We start from the raw sequence: 19,835 nt of genomic DNA, 5'->3' as shown, positions 1-19,835 counted from the left end.
GGCGGAGATCGGTGCCGACCGCCCGGCGGGCTGCGCCGCCGGGGAGCACAACCCGGCCGTCGGGCGTTGGACCGTCGAAGGGAGCTATCTCGTTGGACACACGGCACTACCCGAGCGATGAGGAGGATGTGATGGGCGCGGCCGATGAGGGACGGCAGTGGCTGGACGAGGCCAGTGTCGACAACGCGAGGACGACGCTGCTGCAGCTCCTCGCGCGGACGGGCGTACCCTCCGATGACGCGCGGCAACTGATCGGGCTCCTGGAAGCGGGTGCGCTGGCGCTCGCGCACCAGGAGCTGAGCGGCGGCGGCCGGAGGGCGCCGGGGGACAAGGGCGAGGCGTACGAGGCGGGCTGGCTCGACGGCGCCGGCGACCTCCTGGAGGAGCTCGGCACCGTCGCCGAGCGGACCCTGCTACGGGTCGTGGGAGCCGACGGGCAGCAGGGACCGGCAGGGGAGCACCCGCGGGCCGGGCGCATGGAGGTGGAGCGGGCGCGGGTGGCGCTCATGCCCCTGTACCTGTCGTTCACCGCGGACTCGGACCTGGACCCGGAGGTCACCGAGGAGGTGCTCGGCGCCGTCCTCGGCACGATGAGCCCCCGGCAGCGGGCCGGGTACGCCGGGCGGCTGGCGCAGTTCGCCGCGGCCCACCGGGCCCGGCTGGAGCGCCTGTTCGCGGCGTACGGACCGGGCAGCGCCATCACGGTGCACGGCCGCTACTCGCTCCTCCACTCCGCCACGAGCATCGCCGTGCTGGAGCGGCTCATCGCCGTGCCGCAGGAGCTCCGTGAGGAGTGGGACGCCGCGGAGCTGCCGCCCGCGTGGCTGGACGGCATGACGACCGCCTGGGACGCCGCGGCCTGATCACCGTCCTTCGGAGTGACGCGAGAGACCCCCGCACCGTCCGTACGGGGGTCCCTCGCGTCGCGGCGCGCAAACGTCCCACCCGGTCAGCCCGGGATGAGTGCGTCCCACTGGTCGCGCGTCGGGCCGTCGTACTGCGGTGAGAAGTCGGGGTTGGCGGCCAGCCAGGCGGTGACGTGCCGGTCCACCTCGTCGGTGCCGTAGGCGTCGCGCGCCGGTCGCACGAGATGGCGTACCTGGGCTCGGGCCCTCATGACGACGGGATCGTCGAAGGCGCAGGCACCCACGGCGGCGGCCCGCCGGTCCGAGGGCGGCGCGCTCTCGGCGAGGCGCTGTCCGGTGGTGCGGTCGGCCGTCACCTGCGCGTCGAACCACGGGCGGAGGGTCTCCGTCGTCCAGGCGTGGTACCCGGTGGGGTCTTCGGCGATCCGGTCGACATGCGTGGCGAGTTGCTGGGCGGCGCGCAGGCCGAGGGACACGCCGTGGCCCGAAGTGGGGTTGGTGTGGATGAGGCTGTCCCCGGCGTTGACCAGGCCGGTGACGACGGGTCCCGCCTCGTCGACGAGGGCGGTCCAGCGGTTGTCCAGGCCGCCCATCGCCAGTACGGCGGACTGCGGTTCGGGGTCCAGGCCGAGCCAGGCGGCAGGGGCGGGGAAGCGGCGGGCGACAGCCTCGAACACCTCGGGGTCGGTGAGCGCGCCGCGGGCCGCATCACCCGTGGAGAGCACCATGTGGAGGGCGAAGGTGTCGTTGTCGGAAGGGAAGACGCCGGCGATGGCGAACGGGGCCGCCGAGCCGGCCTTCACCCGCCCGGGGTCACGCGGACCGTCGGCGCGCAGGCGGTACCAGCGGCACAGGTAGACGATCTCGGTGCGGTGGCTTTCGACCACGGGCGGGCGGCAGCCTGCCGCGACGAGCCAGGCGGGAACCGGCGAGCGACGACCGGACGCATCGATGACGAGGTCCGCCCGGTGCACCTCCGCGCCCGCGCGGACGCCGGTGACCCGCGGCGGGCTGCCCTCCCGGAAGGCGAGACCGGTCACCCGGCAGCCCTGCCGCACCTCAACGGCGGGTTCCCGCCGCACGGCCGCGGTCAGGGCGGCCTCCAGTACGATGCGGCGGGTGCGCAGGGTCACCAGATCCTCGTCGCCGGCCCGATGCGGGGGATGCTCGCCGAACCAGTCGAACTCGTGGTACTCGCGGGCTCCGCGTGCCAGCAAGTCGGCGTAGACATCGGGGATTTCGGAGCGCAGTACGGTGCGTACGGGCGCGAGGAGCGAGTGGGGCTGGACGGCGTGCGGGCTCCGGGGCCTGTGCCAGTCGAAGAAGTCCCGGTGAAGGTCCTCTCCGGCCTGCCGCGCGTCCTGCTCGAACAACGTGACCCTGTGGCCCCGCCGGCCCAGCATGAGCGCCGTCCCCAGCCCGCTCGTACCCCCACCGACCACTGCAACCCGCGCCATTCGGCATCCCCTTCGCGTCGTGTTGCGGGCCGAGCCTACCGCTTGACGATCTTCGTGCGGGAACCGGGGTGCCGTCTCCCTCAGGGGCGTTCGAGCATCCGGCGCCGAAGGCTGTCGTAGATGGGCTCGCTCTCCAGCCGGTCCGCGGTCACGGTCGCGGCGAAACAGGCGACCAGCAGCGGGACCAGAAGCACGGACGTGCCGGTCATCTCCACGACCAGGACGACACCCGTGAGCGGCGCCCGCACGACCCCCGCGAACAGGGCCGCCATCCCCACCGCGGCGAACGCGGCCGGACCCGCCGCCTGACCCGGCAGGAGTGGGGAGGCGAGCGCGTGGGCGAGGGTGCCCCACAGGGCCCCCAGGGCCAGCAGCGGGGCGAACAGCCCGCCGGGCGTCGCGGCGGCATAGCTGAGCGGGCCCGCCACGAACCGGACGGCGAGGTAGGTCCCCAGCGCCACCACCGTCATGCCGCCGCCCGCCAGCAGGCGCATGCTCAGCGGGTCGCCGCCGCCGGCCAGGAGCGGATCGACGGCCATGAGGGCGCCGACCACGGCACCGATGGCCGCCGCTCGGACGGTGGCCGGTACCCGGGTCAGCCCGTCGCACGCCTCCAGCGTCCGTACGACCAGAGCGCTGTACGCGGCGCCGAGCGCCCCGGCGGCCACCCCGAACAGCAGGAAGACCGGCAGCATCCACACGGGCGGGTCGGGGACCTCCGGCATCGGGAGCACGGGCGCGCCCGCCACGACGGACAGGGAGCAGACCACCGCGGCGACGGTGCCGACGAGCGTCAGCAGCACCAGACGGGGCCTGATCGTGCGGGTCACCTCCTCGCAGACGAACAGCAGCCCGCCCAGCGGAGCGATGAACGCCGCCGCCAGTCCCGCCCCGCCGAGCGCGGTGTGGACCAGGCGGGCGTCCTCGGCGTCCAGCCGGCCGCGGTGACCGGCCACGGACCCGATCGCGGCGCCCATGTGGACGAGCGGGCCCTCCCGCCCCAGGACCAGGCCCGAGCCGATGGCGATGACACCGCCGACGAACTTCGCCGGTACCAGCCACAGCGAATGCTGATCGGACTCCTGCCGCCACACGGCTTCCACGTGCTGGATCCCGCTGCCCGCCGCGTGCGGGACCCGCTGGGCGATCGCACACGCCACCGCCGCGCCCACCGCGCAGAGTGCGACCGGAACCAGCCGGCCCGCGACGCCCAGACCCGCGGCGGTCCCCACCAGGGAGCCGCGCAGCCTGTCGGCGTGCTCCAGGCACCACCGGAAGGCGCCGCCGACCAGCCCGACCAGGCAGCCGGCCGCCGCAGCGACGACGAATGCGCGGCCGGTCTTGAGGGAGGGCCGAGCACCGGGCATGAACTGCCTCCACCGAGCGGCACGGGGACGTCCGCCGAGCCTGCACCCATCGGCCGGCCATCACGGCAAACCTCGCCGTAGCCCTGCCCCGACCCACCCCGACCGGGCGAACCCGCCGCCCGCTGAGCCCGGCGGCCGGTGAGCGCGGCGCCTTCACCTGGTCGGGCCAGGCGAAGGCCGTCGGCTGCCGCGAATGGCCCAGGATCGGGACACCGGAGAGGCAGTAGGACGGATGGGATGCCTAACGTCGATGCCGGACACATCCCATCGGCTCGCGAAGGTTATGGAGACGTCATGTCCCATCGAGGCCGCCGGCTGGCCGGCGCCTGCATAGGTACGGTCGCTGCCGCTCTGCTCGCCACCGGCGGCGCCCTCGCCGCGCCGCCCCAAGAGGCCTCCGGCGGCAAGACCGGGCCCAAGGTCGCCGTGGGTGCCTATCTCCACTACGGCTCGCCCGGCGTCGAGCGGATGCGGGACCTCTCGCGCTGGCTCGGGGGCACCGAGCTGCGCGCCGGGCACACCTACCTGCCCGGCGACACCTGGGCGAACATCGAGGGCGAGCCCGACTCCTTGCGCAGCTGGGCACGGTGGCGCAAGGCGAGGGCCGACCGCCTGTTCGTCCTGAACGTGCCCATGCAGGAGCAGAACGAGGCCGGCGTCCCCGACGAACGGGTCGCCGAGCTGATCCGCTCCGGCGCGGAAGGTGAGTACGACCACCACTTCCACCGGCTGGCCGAACGCCTGGTCGCCCTCGGGGTGCCGGACACGGTGATCGTGCTCGGCTGGGAGATGAACGGCTTCAACTACACCCACCGGTGCGGTCCCGACCCCGAGAACTGGAAGAGGTACTGGCGGAACATCGTGGCGGCCATGCGCGCCGTGGAGGGGCAGCGGTTCCGCTTCGACTTCGCCCCCAACCGCGGCAGTGACGCGGTCCCCTGGACCAGGTGCTACCCCGGCGACGACGTGGTCGACATCGTCGGCATGGACACCTACGACCAGCCGCCCGGCCACACCTTCGACGAGCAGATCAACCAGCCCTACGGACTCCAGCAGCAGGTCGACTTCGCGAGGGCGCACGGCAAGCGGATCTCGTACCCCGAGTGGGGGCTGTTCCGCAACGGCGACAATCCGGAGTACATGCGGCGCATGCTGGCATGGATCGCCAAGCAGAAGCCGATGTACCACAGCATCACGGACTACTGCCCGCACGGCGTGTGGCAGTGCAGCAAGAACCCCCGTTCCACGCGCGTGTTCCGGGAGTTCCTGTCCACCAAACGGAGAGGTTCACCAGATCGCGTGCAGAGCCCGCGGTGAGCGGTGGATCAAGGTGGGCCGCATGGTCGGCGAGGGGGCCTCGGGATCCAGGCGCAGACCCGGCAGGCGGCGGGTGAACAGTTCGAGGGTCAGGCGCAGTTGTTCGCGGCCCAACTGTGAGCCGGGGCAGCCGTGCGGTCCGTGGCCGAAGGCCAGGTGGTGGCCGGCGGGGCGGCTGATGTCGAAGCGGTCGGCCCGCTCGTGGCGGTCCTCGTCGCGGTTGGCCGAACCGTAGGCGACCAGCACGTGGGCCCCGGCGGGCAGCTTCGTCCCGGCGAGCGACACCGGCCGGGTGGCGGTACGGCGGAAGGCCTGCACGGCCGTGTCGTAGCGCGCCGCCTCCTCCACGGCCGCCGGTATGAGCGCCGGATCGGCGCACAGCACCTCCCACTGCGCCCGGTCGCGCAGCAGGTGCAGCAGGGTGCTGCCGATCATCGCGCTGGTGGTGAGGAATCCGGCGATCAGGAGGTTCTGGAGGCTCGCCACCAGCTCGTGACGCTGCTCCAGGGTGAGTTCACCGGTGCCGGGAGCCAGGGCGGCCACCATGGTCGAGCACAGATCGTCCCGGGGAGCGGCACGCCGGTCGCGCAGGTACCCGTCCAACAGGTGCTGGAGCGCGACCACGTCCGCGGCGGCGGCCGCCTGTGCCTGCGGAGGCATCGGCCGGAACAGCAGCTCCTCGGCCCGGTACCCGCCGTGCACCGCGGCGGGCACGTCCGCCGGGTCCAGTCCGATCAGCCGGCCGACCACCAGCCCGGGCAGCCGGCGGGCGTACGCCTCCACCAGCTCCGCCGACCCGTCCGCGGCGAAGCCGTCCACCAACTCCCGTGCACACTCCCGGGCGTACGGCAGCAGGGCCGCCACGCGCGCGGCCGACAGCCCGCGGTTCAGCACCGCCCGGTGTCGCCTGTGCTCGGCGCCGTCCGTGCTGACGACGGTGGGACGCGGACCGAACCCCTGCGGCAGGACGCCCAGTGCCGCTTCCGACAACTGGACGTCCGGCAGCAGGGAGTTGACCGAGGAGAAGTCCTCGGGGCGCAGCAGCACCTCGCGTACGTCCTGGTCCCGCGCCACCAGCCACGCGTCGAACTCGGGTACGTAGGTCAGTCCCTCGGCCCTGCGGGCGCGGGCGTACAGCGGGTACGGGTCGAGGTACAGCTCGTCGCGCCCTGCCTGGTCGTAGGTCGGCACACGGGCCTCCGGGTCGCGGTCGGTTGCGGGGCGCGGTAGGGCCCGCGCGGGTGAACTCCGGTGCCGGGCCATGATGCAGGAGCCCGGCCGCGCAAGGAAGTGCGCCTGCGCGTGCCGCGCCCCCGCGCCCTACCGCCCTATGCCGCCGGATGCGCCTTGGTGAGGGTGCAGACGCCGTCCGTGCACTCGCGCTCCAGACGGCCGCGTGAGACGGTCTGTGCCAGCCCGACCATCCAGCAGGTGGGGCAGCCCCGGAAGGCGATCAGGGCCAGCGGAGCCGCCAGCAGGGTGACCGGGCCGGCGACGGGCACCAGGGCGACCGAGCCGACGATCACCCCGAACCCGATGGCGCCGCGCGCCAGGTGGCGAGGGACGGACTTGCTGGCGTAGTTCATTGGGGTGAGCCTCCTCCGACAGGTTGGTCGACGGGTCGATCCGGGGTCCGGCCTTTCGCTTCCAGCGAGTGACGCAGCGTCGCTCGTGCCCGGTGCAGCCGCGATTTCATCGCGGCGGTGCTCAGACCGAGCGAATGGGCGACGGTCCTGCCGGGCAGGCCCTGGACGTCCCGCATGATCAGGACCTGCCGCTGATCGCCGGGAAGGGCGCTGACCGCGGCCGCGATCCGCGCCACCTCCAGCCGGTGCAGCACCGCCTCCTCGGCGGACGGTTCCGCGGCCGCCTCCGGTGCGGCCGGGCGCTCGTCGCTCCGCGAGACGAGCACCCGTACCTGCCGGAGGCATTCGTTGCGCACGATCCGGAACATCCACGAGGCGAGCGCGCCAGTGGCCCGCAAGGTGCCGATCTTCCGGTAGAGGATGATCAGCGCCTCCTGAGCCGCGTCCTCCGCGTCCTGCGGCGAGGAGCACAGCGACAGGGCGAACTTGCGCACGTGCGGCTGCGATTCCATGACGACGGTGGTGAGCGAAGCGACGTCGCCGTCCTGAGCGGCCTTGATCACCCGCTCGTCCGGCCACGAGAACTGCCGGCTCATGCGCGGCTCTTGTAGCGCCGCATCAGGTGCCAGCTGCACGCGCCCACGAGCAGGGCTCCGATCACTACGAGGCCAGTGACCATCATGGGTGTTCCTCCCGGTTCCGCCGGCCCGTTCGGCCGGTACACAGACAAGAGTCGGGCACCCCCGAAAAGGATTCACCTCCGGCCGAAGCAGTTCCCCGTGCCACAGCGTCCCGGTCGGCCGGTGGGTGGCCGGCCGGGACGGCAGGTGGGCTTTCGGGGGTCAGGCGAGGTCGAACCTGTCGAGGTTCATCACCTTGTCCCACGCCGCCACGAAGTCGCGTACGAACGTCCCTGCCGCGTCCTGGGACGCGTAGACCTCCGAGATCGCGCGGAGCTGGGAGTGCGAACCGAAGACGAGGTCGACGGCGGTGGCCGTCCACTTGACCTCGCCCGTGACGCGATCCCGGCCCTCGAAGACGTTCTCGGCCGAGGCGGACGCCTTCCACTCCGTACCCATGTCCAGCAGGTTGACGAAGAAGTCGCTGGTCAGGGTCTGCGGCCGCCGGGTGAAGGCGCCGTGCGGGGACTGATCGAACCCGGTGTTCAGGGCCCGCATGCCACCGATGAGAACCGTCATCTCGGGTGCGGTCAGCGTCAACAGGTTGGCGCGGTCCAGCATGAGCATCTCCGGCGACAACTTCTCCCCCGCGCGGAGGTAGTTGCGGAAGGCGTCCGCCCGCGGTTCGAGCACGGCGAACGACTCGACGTCGGTCTGCTCCTGCGAGGCGTCCGTGCGCCCCGGCGCGAACGGGACGGTGATGTCGTGCCCCGCGTCCTTCGCGGCCTTCTCGACGGCCGCGCACCCGCCCAGGACGATCAGGTCGGCGAGCGAAACCTTCTTTCCGCCGGTCTGCGAGCCGTTGAAGTCCTGCTGGATCCCTTCGAGGGCCTGCAGTACCGCGGTCACCTCGGGCAGGGCGTTGGCCTCCCAGTCCTTCTGCGGCGCGAGCCGGATCCGTGCCCCGTTGGCCCCGCCGCGCATGTCGGTGCCGCGGAAGCTGGCGGCCGATGCCCAAGCGGTGGTGACCAGCTGGGAGACGGACAGTCCGGAGGCGAGGATCGTGCCCTTGAGGGCGGCGACGTCCTGGTCGGAGACCAGCTCGTGGTCGGCCCGGGGGACGGGGTCCTGCCACAGTTGCGGCCCGGCGACCCACGGGCCGAGGTAGCGCGAGAGGGGGCCCATGTCGCGGTGCAGCAGCTTGTACCAGGCCTTGGCGAAGGCGTCCGCGAGCTCGGCGGGGTTCTCGTGGAAGCGCTTCGCGATCGGAGCGTAGACCGGATCCACCTTCAGCGAGAGGTCGGTCGTGAGCATCATGGGAGCGTGCCGCTGCGACGGGTCATGGGCGTCCGGCACGGTGTCCTTGGCCGCGGGATCCTTGGGGGTCCACTGCTTCGCACCGGCCGGGCTCGTCGTCAGCTCCCAGTCGTACCGGAACAGGTTGTCCAGGTACCCGTTGTCCCACTTGGTCGGCTCGGTGGTCCACGCACCTTCGAGACCACTGGTGAGCGTGTCGACGCCCATGCCGCTGCCGCACGTGTTGCGCCAGCCGAGGCCTTGCTCCTCCAGGGGGCCGGCCTCGGGTTCCGGACCGATGTACTCGGGGTCGACCGCACCGTGGCACTTGCCGAACGTGTGGCCGCCGATGATGAGGGCGGCCGTCTCCTCGTCGTTCATCGCCATGCGGCCGAACGTCTCGCGGATGTCCCGGGCGGCAGCGACCGGATCCGGATTCCCGTTGGGGCCTTCCGGATTGACGTAGATCAGCCCCATCTGAACGGCGCCGAAAGGACCGGTGAGTTCCCGGTCGCCGATGTAGCGCTCGTCTCCGAGCCACGTGTCCTCGGGTCCCCAGAAGATTTCCTCGGGTTCCCAGACGTCCTCCCGTCCGAAGCCGAAACCGAACGTCTTGAAGCCCATGGATTCCATGGCGCAGTTTCCGGCGAACACCAGAAGGTCGGCCCATGAGATCTTCCGACCGTACTTCTGCTTGACCGGCCAGAGCAGACGGCGCGCCTTGTCGAGGCTGGCGTTGTCCGGCCAGCTGTTGAGAGGTGCGAACCGCTGGGCGCCGGCGCCGCCGCCGCCCCGGCCGTCGGCGATGCGGTACGTGCCGGCGGCGTGCCAGCTCATGCGGATGAAGAGCGGCCCGTAGTGGCCGTAATCCGCGGGCCACCAGTCCTGCGACGCGGTCATGACCTCGAAGACGTCCCGCTTCAGCGCGTCGACGTCGAGGGTCTTGAACTCCTCGGCGTAGTTGAAGTCCTCGCCCATCGGATTGGACAGGGGCGAGTGCTGGTGGAGAACCTGAAGGTCGAGTTGGTTCGGCCACCAGTCCCGGTTCGTCCTGGGGCGGGTCGGCGCGGGGGTCGGGGAAGGGATTGCTGGGTTCTCGCTGTCGCTGCCGGACACGTCCGTCCTTCTTCCTGTCTCGATGTTTCCGCCTGCTGGCTGCTCAGCGCTTGGCGCTCGGCGCTTTCCGGTCTCGCTTCCCGCTTTCCGTTTCCCGCTCTCTGCTTTCCGCTTTCCGCATTCCGAGTCGGGCATTGCGACCCGCGCCCGCAGCGCGCCATGGCGTATCGGCGTCCGTATGGTCGCGCACCGCAGACCGCACTGCTACGAGAACACGCGTGGGCGACTGTTCCGGTCTCGGAAATGTGCGAGGAATGGTGACATTTTCAGATCGTGAGCGGCCGCCACCGCGCCGTCGGCCACAAGTCGAAGTAGGCCCGGACGGTCGTCCCCGCAGCGCCGGTGTGGATGCGGACCAGCGTGGCGAACTCGTTGACGAGGAGCAGACCGCGGCCCCCGGGCCGCTCGACCGGGGCCGGTACGCGACCGGCGAGCGGATCGCGTAGTAGCCCGATGTCCCTTACGTCACACACCAGTTGACCTTCTTCGATCCAGAGCCGCACGGTCCCCCGCCCGCCGCCGTGCACCACGCTGTTCGTCGTCAGCTCGGCGACGGTCAGCGAAACCGCCGCACGGCCCTCGTCGGCCGCGCCGAGGCGTGCGGCGGTCCGGTCGGCGAAGAGTCGCGCCTCGTGCAGAAGCCCCTCGTCGAAGTCGAAGGCGGGGGCGCCCTCGGGATGGGGCAGCGGTTCGTTGCCCCGCGCGAGAGCGCGGGTGGGGGAGAAGGCGCCGCTCACCCGCTCGCGGCTGTCCTCCATGACGGTCGGATGGGTGACCCGAGCGTCGGCGAGCGCCTCGGCGGGCAGGCGGTCCGCGTCGTACGGGCACAGGATGGTCACGTCACGACCGCGGAAGGCGGCGTTGATCAATGCCTCGTGCTGGACGCACGCCGGGTACTCCAATGGGGTACGACCCGGCCACACGGGTTCCCCGACGATACGGACGTGCCCGGATCCTCGGGCGTCGGCGAAGGCCCGGAGAACCCTGGGGATGATCCGGCCCGGGTTGCGACCCGCCTGCGTCATGTCGAGGAAGCGCACACCGGGCGCCCCGGGGTCCGGGTCCGGATCCGGGTCGCCGATCTCCGCCCTGATCAGTTCGAGGTTCCCCGGCGGTACGGCCACGGCGACGGGCTCTCCGGCCTCCGTGCCGTCGCGGATGAACGGCACCACGGCGGCCACGTACTCGCGTTCGCCCCGGTAGAAGAACGCAGGGTGCCGGAAGGGCCCCGCAGACGTCATTCGGCCGTTCACGGCTCGGGCGCCCCCGTCGGTCATGGCGATCCCTTCCCGGGCTCTGCCCCGGACGGCCCGATTGGGCCGGCGTACGCCGGGGTAGGCGCGAACGGAGCGAGAATGCGGCTCTTCCCGGTGCACGCTGACGTGGAGGAAGCGCCGGCCGGGCGCAGCACCGGTGAGCCAGGTAGCGGAGGAGCATCATGGGCGAGCGCCCGCCACTCGATCAGAGCCGCCGCCTGGTGCTGAACGGCACCGAGGGTGTTGTCGGTCAGTGCCGGGACTTCGTCCGCCGGACGCTGACGGAGTGGAGCTGGGCGTCCCGTGACGCCGACGCAGACACCGCCGATGCCGCCGATGCCGCCGATGCCGCCGATGCCGCCGAAGCAGTCGATGACGTGCTGCTGCTGGTGTCCGAGGTGGTGGCCAACGCCTGCCTGCACGGCGGAGGTCCGAGGGCGCTCCAACTGCACCGCGCCGGACCGCGGCTGCGGATCGAGGTGACCGACAACAGCCCGGTCGCTCCCACGGTGCGCCCGAGGCCCGATCCGTCCTTGCCGGGAGGTCACGGCATGCTCATCGTGGAGCGGCTGGCCCGGGAGTGGGGTTCGGTCCCGGTGGACGGCGGCAAGTGCGTGTGGCTGGAGGTCTCCTCGCCGCCGTGGTCCGGCGACGGCGACGGCGGCCGGCCGCGCGCGGGGTGGCTCGGCTTCCTGTCCGGCCGCGGTCCCGGATGGCCGTCGGACTGATCGGCGCGATCGGCGCGAACGTCCGCGTCGGTCTGGGCACCGGTCGGCTCGTCGGTCAGAAGGCCCGTCCTCAGCTGTTGCATGATCCGGTTCAGCAGCCGGGAGACGTGCATCTGGGAGAGGCCGAGCCGGTCGCCGATCTCGGATTGGGTGAGTTCCTCGCCGAACCGCAGAGCCAGGATCTGCCGGTCGCGCTCGCCGAGCGAGGCCAGCAGGGGCTTGAGCGTCTCCAGGCACTCGATGCGGTCGTACGCCGCCTCCTCGCTGCCGAGCGAGGACAGCAGCGGCGTCACGTTCGTGTCCTCGTCGACAGGTGCCTCCAGGGAGCCGGCGGTGTAGCCGTTGCTGGCCAGCAGGCCCTCGGTCAGTTCCGCGTCCGTGATTCCGAGGCCTTGCGCCAGTTCGTGCTCGGTCGGCCGGCGGCCCCGCCGCTGTTCGAAGGCGTCGCACGCCTTGGCGATGTCGAGCCTGAGCTCCTGCAGGCGCCTGGGAACCTTCACCGACCAGCTGGTGTCACGGAAGAATCGTTTGATCTCGCCGGTGATGGTGGGGATGGCGAACGTGGCGAATTCGATCCCGCGTTCTACGTCGTACCGGTTGATGGCTTTGATGAGGCCGATGGTGCCGACCTGGATGATGTCGTCCAGCGGTTCGCGGCGTGCGCGGTAGCGACGGGCCGTGTACTTCACCAGGCTGAGGTTGAGCTCGACCAGGGTGTTGCGCACGTAGGAGTACTCGGGAGTGCCCTCCTCCAGGGTCTTCAGGCGCCGGAACAGTGCGGCCGACAGCGGCCGGGCGTCCGCGGTGCTCACGCTGACCGGGTGCTCGGGGACGAGGGCGCGGAGGGAGTCCGGGAGGACCTCGGTATGGAGGGGGTCCGCGGTGTCGCGGGAAATGGGTGACATGTGAAACCTCCGACGGCTGGGGCTGCAGCTGACAGGCGCAGCGGGGGCCGTCGTCGTCTTCCCGAGCGGTATATACCCCTCGCGGGGCGAAATGACCCCTTCTCGTGTCACAGTGGATCGCAGCGAGGTCCGATATGAACGATTCCGACCGGATTCTGGAGAAGCTGCTGGCCGGGCTCACCGCGGTGCGGGACGGGGACCTGAGCACCCGGCTCCCGGACGACGCGGCCGGCCTCCCGGGCGAGATCGCCGCCGTCTACAACGGTATGGTCGACCAGCTGTCCCTGGTCACGGCCGAGGTCACCCGAGTGGCCCAGGAGGTCGGCGGCCAGGGCCTGCTCGGCGGCCACGCCCGGGTTCCGCGTACCGGCGGCGTCTGGCGCGAGCTGACCACGGGCGTGAACAGCATGGCCGACAACCTGACCTCGCAGGTGCGCAACATCGCCCAGGTCGCCACGGCCGTGGCCAGGGGCGACCTCACCCAGAAGATCAGGGTGGACGCGAGCGGTGAGATCCTTGAGCTCAAGGACACCATCAACACCATGGTCGACCGGCTCTCGGCCTTCGCCGAGGAGGTCAGCCGCGTCGCCTTCGAGGTCGGCACGGAGGGCAATCTGGGCGGGCAGGCGACCGTCCGCGGCGTCTCCGGCACCTGGAAGGACCTCACCGACAACGTCAACTCGATGGCCACCAACCTCACCAACCAGGTGCGCAACATCGCCCAGGTCACCACCGCAGTGGCCAGGGGCGACCTCACCCGCAGGATCGACGTGGACGCCCGCGGCGAGATCCTGGAGCTCAAGACCACCATCAACACCATGGTCGACCAGCTGTCCTCCTTCGCCGCCGAGGTCACCCGCGTGGCGCGCGAGGTCGGCAGCGAGGGCCGGCTCGGAGGCCAGGCTGAGGTCGCCGGCGTCTCCGGCACCTGGAAGCGCCTCACCGAGAACGTCAACGAGCTGGCCGGCAACCTCACCCGGCAGGTCCGCGCCATCGCCGAGGTGACGAGCGCCGTCGCCGAGGGGGACCTCACCCGCTCGATCACCGTGGAGGCACCCGGCGAGGTCGGCGAGCTCCGGGACAACATCAACGCCATGGTCGAGTCCCTGCGCGCCACCACCCGGGCCAACGAGGACCAGGAATGGCTCGGATCCAGCCTCGCCCGCGTCTCGCGGCAGATCCAGGGGATCCGCGAACTCCCCGCCGTCGCCCAGCTGATCATGCGCGAGGTGCCGCCCCTGGTGAACGCCCAGTACGGCAGCTTCTTCCTGGCGCAGGACGGCCCGGAGGGCACGGAGCTCGTCGCGATGGCCACCTACGGACTGCCGGACGACCCGGGCACCGGCCCCCGCCGGTTCCGGATCGGCCAGTCCCTCGTCGGCGAGGCCGCAGCCGGCCGCCGCGCCATCACCGTGGAAGACATCCCGCCCGGCTACGCGACCATCGCCTCCGGCACCGGAGCCACCGACGCGACCACCCTGGTCGTCCTGCCGATCGTCGCCGAGGACCAGGTCCTGGGCGCCGTCGAACTGGCCGCCCTGCGCCCGCTGCGCCCCCTGCACCGCGACTTCCTCGACCAGTTCACCGAAATGCTCGGCGTCAACGTCCGCTCCCTGATCGCGAACGCCCGTACCGACGAACTGCTGGACCGGTCCCAGCAGCTCACCGCCGAACTGCGCTCGCGATCCCAGGAACTCCAGAGCGGACAACAGGAACTACAGCGCTCCAACGCCGAGTTGAAGGACCAGGCGGCGCTGCTCGCCGACCGCAACCGGGACATCGAGCGCAAGAACCTGGAGATCGAGCAGGCCCGCCAGGAACTGGAGGCCCGGGCCCAGCAGCTCTCGCGCACCTCCATGTACAAATCGGAGTTCCTGGCCAACATGAGCCACGAACTGCGCACCCCGCTCAACAGCCTGCTGATCCTCGCCCAGCTCCTCGCCCAGAACCCGGAAGGGAATCTGACGGAGAAGCAGGTCGACTACGCGACCGTCATTCACTCCGCCGGATCCGACCTGCTGCAACTGATCAACGACATCCTCGACCTGTCCAAGGTCGAGGCGGGCAAGATGGACGTACACCCCGAACCGGTCCCGCTGCGCCAGGTGCTCGACTACGTCGACGCCACCTTCCGGCCCGTGGCGGACGAGCGGAAACTGGAGTTCCTGGTGACCGCGGCCCCCGGCGTGCCCGAGGAACTGACCACGGACGAGTCCCGGCTGCGCCAGGTGCTGCGCAACCTGGTGTCCAACGCGCTCAAGTTCACCGAGTCCGGCCGGGTCGCCCTGAGAGTGGAGCGGGCCGCTGCGGCCGACCTGCCGGCCGCCGCGGGCGACATCGGTGACGCCGTCGCCTTCCACGTCACCGACACCGGTATCGGTATCCGCGCCGATCGCCTGGAGTCGGTGTTCGGCGCCTTCCAGCAGGGCGATGCCACCACCGCGCGCGCCTACGGAGGAACCGGGCTCGGGCTGTCCATCAGCCGCGAAGTGGCCCGGCTGCTGGGCGGTGCCATCGGCGTGGACAGCGTGGAGGACCAGGGCAGCCGGTTCACCCTGTACCTGCCCGTGCACGCCGGCCGGTCCGCGCCGGCCGGGCCCGTAGGCACGGACCAGGCCGACGCCCGGTCGCCGGGGGACGGGCCGAGGCGGCCGGCCACGGATCTGGAGGGCCGCACCGTACTCGTCGTCGACGACGACGCCCGCAACGTCTTCGCGCTCAGGGCCGTGCTGCAATCGGCCGGCATCCGAGTGCTGAGCGCGGACAACGGCGAGGCCGGGATCGCCCTGCTCAGCAGCCGCGACGACGTCGACCTGGTCGTGATGGACCTGATGATGGCGGGCCTCGACGGGTACGCCACCACCCGCGCCATCCGGCAGATGCCCGGCCGCGCCGGCCTGCCCGTCATCGTCGTCACCGCCAAGGCCATGGCCGACGACCGGGCCGAAGCGCTCGCCGCCGGGGCGACGGAGTACGTGACCAAGCCGGTGGACGGCGACCAGCTGATCGAGGTCGTCCGGACGTGCCTGACCGACCGCTGAACCTGCTCCCGCGGGCGCCGGGGCCCGGGCGGGTCACGTCACGCGGACCACCACGAGGCTCGTGTCGTCGTCCGTGTCCCCGCTGACCGCGGCCATCAGCTGGTCCGCCTGCTCGTCGGGCGACCCGGACCCCAGCTGTTCCGCCACCCGCCGCAGCACCGCCAGGCTCTCGTCCAGCTCCACGCGCCGCCGCTCGACGAGTCCGTCCGTGTAGAGGAGCAGGGTGTCGCCGGGCAGGAGCCCGGTGACCGTCTCCTCGTACGAGGCTCCGGCCAGTGCCCCGAGCAGGATGTTGGGGGACGTCTCCAGCAGCCGGGCCCGCCCGTCGCGCAGCAGGAGCGGCGGCGGGTGCCCGGCGCTGGTCCACCGCAGGGTGCGGGCGGCCGGGTCGTACAGCGCGCACAGGACGGTGGCCGTCGGCTGCCCGGCCGTGCGCAGGGCCACCTCGTTGAGCCACTCCATCAGCCGGCCCGGGGTCCGGCCGGTGAACCCGAAGCCGTGCAGCGCGCCCCGCAGCGTGACCATGCCGGTCGCGGCGGCCATCCCGTGCCCCGCCGTGTCCCCGACCGTGACCAGGACCCGCCCGGTCGGCAGCGCCTGGACGTCGTACCAGTCGCCGCCGACCCGGTACTCCTCGGCCGCGGGCCGGTAGCGGGCCGCGACCTCCAGCCCGGGCGTGGCCTCCAGTGCGGGCGCCTGGGGCACGATCATCTCCTGGAGCTGGAGGACGACCCGGTTGCGCAGGACCGCTTGAGCCTGCGCCGCGTTGAGCCGGTCGAAGCTCGCGCTCAGGGCCACCTCGGTGCGGTGCTGCGCGGAGACGTCCTGGTAGATGCCGGCCAGGCCGCTGAGCGCGCCGCCGGTCAGGACGGGCTCGGCGGCGATCCGGACATGGCGCACGCCGCCGTCCGCGCGGATCACCCGGCACAGTGCGTGGGCGCCCTCGTGGCGCTCGGTCAGGGCGGCCAGCAGCTCCCGCAGCGCCTCGGAATCGGCCGGGTGCAGCCGCGGGGCGAGCTCGCGCAGCGGTAGCGCGTCCTCGGAACGGTCCAGGCCGAAGATGGCGTAGGCCTGGTCGCTCCATCGGGAGCGGCCCGTCAGCAGGTCGTCCTCGAAGGACGCGACCCGCTCCAGCCGGCCGAGCACGCGGGCGAGCACGGGGCTGTCGTCCACGGCGTCCCACAGCACGGCTGCACGGCCGCGCCCGAGCGACAGCACGCGGACGTGCGCCATCGACCCCGGCGAGGTCCCGTCCTCCGGCAGGCAGGGCGCGTACCGAGGGCCGGGGCCGCTCGCAGCCTCTTCGAGGAGGCGTACGAGACCGTGGTGGGCGTAGGGGAAGACCTGGGGAAGCGGCCTGCCGAGCGGGTCGTGCACACCGGCGACCGCCCTGTGGGCCGCGGGGTTCAGGTGCTCGACCAGTACGGCGCCCTGCGGCGTCGCGTCGACGATCGCCGCGGGCTGCGGCAGGACGTCCAGCAGCGCCGCCATGGTGCCCGGGCCGCCCGCATCGTCCGTGTCCCAGTCCAGCACGAGGGCCGCCGGTCCACAGAGCTCGGTGACGCTCCTGCGCAGCGGCTCGTCCAGGGTGGTGGGTTCGCCCCAGACGGCCAGCAGGACCCCGCAGATCCGGCCCTCCCGCCGCAGCGGGAGCATCGCACGGGCCGCGGCCTCGGGGGACCCGGGAAGCCGGGACTCACCCCGGAGCGTGCCCCCGGGCAGCCAGAGCGGCTCACCCCCGGTCACCACCCGGTGCAGCGCTCCCGGGCCTTCCGGCGGGACCCACTGCCAGTGCGCCGCCTCCTGGAGGCTCACTCCGCCGTGGCCGACCAACTCCAGGCAGCCGGTCTCGGAACGCCGCCACAGGAGGAGCGACTGGACGCCGAGCTGCCGCAGACCCCCTTCCAGGAGGGTGCCGACCGCCGCCGAGGCACTGTCGGCGGCGAGTACCGCCATGTCGTTGCGCCGGGCCCGCCGGCCCCGCGAGGTTGCCGTGGGCTGACCGCCGGGGGTGTCGACGACCACCGTCCCGGCGGCGGCATTGACGATGTCCGCGGCCAGGTCCGCCGCCCCGAGCCCGGTGGACACGGCCAGCCGCACCAGATGGTCGGCCGCCTCGTCCGGAGAGGTGCCCATCTGCTCCGCCAGCACGCCCGTGGCCAGATCGAGGATCCGGCGCCGCGCCCGGTCGGAGTACAGGGCCGAGATCTCCGCCGCGAGCTCGGTGACCGTCGCGGCCAGGGCGTGCTCGCCCGGCTCCCCGGCCCCCTGCGGGGCGGGCCTTTCGGCGGACGGCGACGTCATATCGGCTCCTGTGGCGACACGTCTGGTAGCCGGATCCCCTGCGCCCGAGTCTACGGCCCGCCCCTGCGGGCACCCGCGATGGCGCGTGCCTGCCGCGCGAACGGGGAAACGACAGCGCCCCGGGGCCGTCGTGGGGCACGACCGCTCCGGGGCGGGTGGGGTAGCGGGGACGGGGAAGAGAATCGGGAAATCGGGAAGGGGTGCAGCCGCGATTCAGCGCTTGGACTTCTTCAGCTGGTCCGCAGCCTTCTCCGCAACTTCCTGTGCCTTGCCGGTCAGACGTTCCGCGGCGCCTTCCGCTTCCATGCGCTTGTCGTCCATCGCGTCGCCGGCGGTCTCCTTGATCTTGCCCTTGACCTGCTTGGCTCTCGCCTTCGCCTTGCTCATGACGGTTCCGGTCCTCTCGGTCGTGCTGTGCTTCTTCCGACGCGCCGCGACTGCCCGGGACCTACCGGTGTATGCCTCCCGAGCCGACCGACTTCGCGCGACGGTCCGGGGGCGCGGGGGCCGTGGCCCGTACGAGTGAAGGCGTGGGCCCTTCCGCCTCCCCGCAGCGCCTGCTCCGCGTCACGGACGCATACTCGGGGCCATGGACGATGGCGGTGACGACTTTTCCTCCGAGGATGCGCGGCTGCCGGCCGATGTGGCAGTGACCGTCTCCCACGAGACGCCCGGCACCTGTGTTATCGAGGCCCGGGGCGAGTTCGACCTGAGCACCGTCGCACCGCTCTCCGATGCCCTGGCCGAGGCGGCCCGCACGCACAGCCGGGTGGTCCTGGACGCTTCCGGGATCCGGTTCGGGGACTCCTCCCTCCTGAACCTGCTGCTCCGCGTCCACCGGACCACCGACCTGCGCATCGCCGCGCCCGGGCACCAGCTCCGGAACCTGTTCGCGATCACCGGAGCCGACACCGTCCTCGTCGTGCGGGACTCCGTACGGTCCGCCGAGCAGGACTGATCGCGGGCCCGAGCGCCGTCGCGCTCCGGCACTCGCGAAGGGTTGGGGCGGGCATCCGCGGGTAGCCGCGCGCTGACCGAAAGGAGCACTGCCATGCCCCGTGGATCCAGCCCCAAGCGGGAGCGACAGTACGAGCACATCAAGGAGAGCGCGCTCGACCGGGGGGAGTCCGAGAAGCGCGCCGAGGAGATCGCCGCCCGGACCGTCAACAAGGAGCGCGCGCGTCACGGCGAGTCGAAGACGGCGAGCCGGCTCTCGCTGGAGGACATGTCGTCCGGCGAACGAGGCGGTCACCGCTCGCACAGCGGCGCCCAGGGTCGCACGTACGACCAGCTGTACCAGGAAGCCAAGCACCGCAACATCGATGGCCGGTCGAAGATGAACAAGGAACAGCTGCGGCGCGCCCTCGGCGGCGGCAGCTGAGGAGAGCGCGCATTCGCTGCCCGCGGAATCACAGGGACGAGCCGCAAATACCGACGGAATTCCCGGGTACACGCGAAACCAGGGCGGATCAAACCGTTCCGCCGAATTCCCGGCGTGGGAACGAGGACACCATGATTGTCGCCGGACTCATCCTTCTGCTCATCGGATTCCTGACCGGAATCTCCATCTTGTGGACCATCGGGATCATCCTGCTCGTGGTGGGGGCGGTGCTCTGGATCCTGGGGTCGGTCGGGCACGCGGTAGGCGGCCGAGCCCACTACTGGTGACCGGTACATCGCGACTGCATCGCGACCAGAGGCTCAAGAGATCGGAGACGTCATGATCGCCCTCGGAATCGTCCTGCTGATCATCGGCTACATACTCGGGATTTCCATTCTGTGGACCATCGGAATCATCCTGCTCGTCGTCGGCGCCGTGCTGTGGATCCTCGGCTCCGTCGGACACGCGGTCGGAGGGCGTCGCCATTACTGGTAGTCGCACCGCGGCCCGGGGCGAGTTGGCGGAACACCACCGCCGACTCGCTTCTTCACGGCCGCGACGTGCTGCCCCGGGACCTCTTGCGCGACACGCGCGC

17 protein-coding genes and 1 pseudogene are annotated in these 19,835 nt (G+C 71.7%); 8 read left to right on the top strand and 10 right to left on the bottom strand.

Going from position 1 to position 19,835, the window contains the following annotated elements; translation table 11 throughout:
* Positions 1–131: 131 nt before the first annotated feature.
* Positions 132–863 carry a hypothetical protein gene (locus AB0M99_RS03700; RefSeq protein WP_365917008.1) on the top strand — a complete coding sequence of 244 codons (732 nt, stop codon included), beginning with the start codon at positions 132–134 and terminating at the stop codon, positions 861–863.
* 86 nt (positions 864–949) lie between these two features.
* On the opposite strand, the gene AB0M99_RS03695 is transcribed toward AB0M99_RS03700, so the two are convergent.
* Together AB0M99_RS03695 and AB0M99_RS03690 are read right to left on the bottom strand one after the other, a co-directional pair.
* Positions 950–2,323: an FAD-dependent oxidoreductase gene (locus tag AB0M99_RS03695; protein ID WP_365917007.1), complete on the bottom strand. Its 1,374-nt coding sequence runs from the start codon at positions 2,321–2,323 to the stop codon at positions 950–952.
* Positions 2,324–2,403: 80 nt separating this feature from the next.
* Positions 2,404–3,690, bottom strand: coding sequence for a chloride channel protein (locus AB0M99_RS03690; RefSeq protein ID WP_365917006.1), 1,287 nt, complete (start codon positions 3,688–3,690; stop codon positions 2,404–2,406).
* Positions 3,691–3,984: 294 nt separating this feature from the next.
* Between AB0M99_RS03690 and AB0M99_RS03685 the strand changes: the two genes are divergently transcribed.
* The gene (locus AB0M99_RS03685) at positions 3,985–5,007 is read left to right on the top strand and encodes a glycosyl hydrolase (protein WP_365917005.1); all 1,023 of its coding nucleotides are present in this window, start codon (positions 3,985–3,987) and stop codon (positions 5,005–5,007) included.
* Here AB0M99_RS03685 and AB0M99_RS03680 read toward each other — a convergent pair.
* The 5 genes from AB0M99_RS03680 to AB0M99_RS03660 form a co-directional block, all read right to left on the bottom strand.
* The gene (locus AB0M99_RS03680) at positions 4,978–6,198 is read right to left on the bottom strand and encodes a cytochrome P450 (protein ID WP_365917004.1); all 1,221 of its coding nucleotides are present in this window, start codon (positions 6,196–6,198) and stop codon (positions 4,978–4,980) included. The two genes, AB0M99_RS03685 and AB0M99_RS03680, sit on opposite strands and share 30 nt — an antisense overlap.
* 137 nt (positions 6,199–6,335) lie before the next feature.
* Positions 6,336–6,593, bottom strand: a complete 258-nt coding sequence (locus tag AB0M99_RS03675; protein WP_365917003.1) for a hypothetical protein — start codon at positions 6,591–6,593, stop codon at positions 6,336–6,338.
* Positions 6,590–7,189 carry an RNA polymerase sigma factor gene (locus AB0M99_RS03670; RefSeq protein ID WP_365917002.1) on the bottom strand — a complete coding sequence of 200 codons (600 nt, stop codon included), beginning with the start codon at positions 7,187–7,189 and terminating at the stop codon, positions 6,590–6,592. Before AB0M99_RS03670 ends, AB0M99_RS03675 begins: the two co-directional genes overlap by 4 nt.
* Before the next feature lie 246 nt (positions 7,190–7,435).
* The gene (katG, locus tag AB0M99_RS03665; RefSeq protein ID WP_365917001.1) at positions 7,436–9,625 is read right to left on the bottom strand and encodes a catalase/peroxidase HPI; all 2,190 of its coding nucleotides are present in this window, start codon (positions 9,623–9,625) and stop codon (positions 7,436–7,438) included.
* Positions 9,626–9,891: 266 nt separating this feature from the next.
* Positions 9,892–10,866 carry an anti-sigma factor RsbA family regulatory protein gene (locus tag AB0M99_RS03660; RefSeq protein ID WP_365917000.1) on the bottom strand — a complete coding sequence of 325 codons (975 nt, stop codon included), beginning with the start codon at positions 10,864–10,866 and terminating at the stop codon, positions 9,892–9,894.
* 197 nt (positions 10,867–11,063) lie between these two features.
* Here AB0M99_RS03660 and AB0M99_RS03655 point away from each other — a divergent pair, with 197 nt between their 5' ends.
* Positions 11,064–11,609 carry an ATP-binding protein gene (locus tag AB0M99_RS03655; protein ID WP_365916999.1) on the top strand — a complete coding sequence of 182 codons (546 nt, stop codon included), beginning with the start codon at positions 11,064–11,066 and terminating at the stop codon, positions 11,607–11,609.
* A 47-nt stretch (positions 11,610–11,656) separates the two neighbouring features.
* Here AB0M99_RS03655 and AB0M99_RS03650 read toward each other — a convergent pair.
* A pseudogene (locus tag AB0M99_RS03650) lies at positions 11,657–12,514 on the bottom strand (SigB/SigF/SigG family RNA polymerase sigma factor); the annotation flags it as partial.
* Between the two features lie 134 nt (positions 12,515–12,648).
* Between AB0M99_RS03650 and AB0M99_RS03645 the strand changes: the two are divergent.
* Entirely contained in the window at positions 12,649–15,555 is a 2,907-nt protein-coding gene (locus AB0M99_RS03645) for a HAMP domain-containing protein (RefSeq protein WP_365916998.1), read from the top strand.
* 33 nt (positions 15,556–15,588) lie between these two features.
* On the opposite strand, the gene AB0M99_RS03640 is transcribed toward AB0M99_RS03645, so the two are convergent.
* Entirely contained in the window at positions 15,589–17,859 is a 2,271-nt protein-coding gene (locus AB0M99_RS03640) for a SpoIIE family protein phosphatase (RefSeq protein ID WP_365916997.1), read from the bottom strand.
* Positions 17,860–18,072: 213 nt separating this feature from the next.
* Entirely contained in the window at positions 18,073–18,246 is a 174-nt protein-coding gene (locus AB0M99_RS03635) for a CsbD family protein (protein WP_365916996.1), read from the bottom strand.
* A 202-nt stretch (positions 18,247–18,448) separates the two neighbouring features.
* Here AB0M99_RS03635 and AB0M99_RS03630 point away from each other — a divergent pair, with 202 nt between their 5' ends.
* The 4 genes from AB0M99_RS03630 (at position 18,449) to AB0M99_RS03615 (ending at position 19,735) form a co-directional block, all read left to right on the top strand.
* Complete coding sequence (locus tag AB0M99_RS03630) at positions 18,449–18,817, top strand: STAS domain-containing protein (protein ID WP_365916995.1); 369 nt, start codon at positions 18,449–18,451, stop codon at positions 18,815–18,817.
* Positions 18,818–18,910: 93 nt separating this feature from the next.
* Positions 18,911–19,240, top strand: a complete 330-nt coding sequence (locus AB0M99_RS03625; protein ID WP_365916994.1) for a plasmid stabilization protein — start codon at positions 18,911–18,913, stop codon at positions 19,238–19,240.
* A gap of 131 nt (positions 19,241–19,371) precedes the next feature.
* Positions 19,372–19,527, top strand: coding sequence for a DUF6131 family protein (locus tag AB0M99_RS03620; RefSeq protein ID WP_365916993.1), 156 nt, complete (start codon positions 19,372–19,374; stop codon positions 19,525–19,527).
* A gap of 52 nt (positions 19,528–19,579) precedes the next feature.
* Positions 19,580–19,735 carry a DUF6131 family protein gene (locus AB0M99_RS03615; protein ID WP_365916992.1) on the top strand — a complete coding sequence of 52 codons (156 nt, stop codon included), beginning with the start codon at positions 19,580–19,582 and terminating at the stop codon, positions 19,733–19,735.
* Positions 19,736–19,835 lie beyond the last annotated feature (100 nt).

The organism is Streptomyces sp. NPDC051183 (genome assembly GCF_040682455.1).
Classification (GTDB): Bacteria; Actinomycetota; Actinomycetes; order Streptomycetales; family Streptomycetaceae; genus Streptomyces.
The sequence above is the reverse complement of the archived record's forward strand: the minus strand, read 5'-3'. Positions and strand labels throughout refer to the sequence as shown.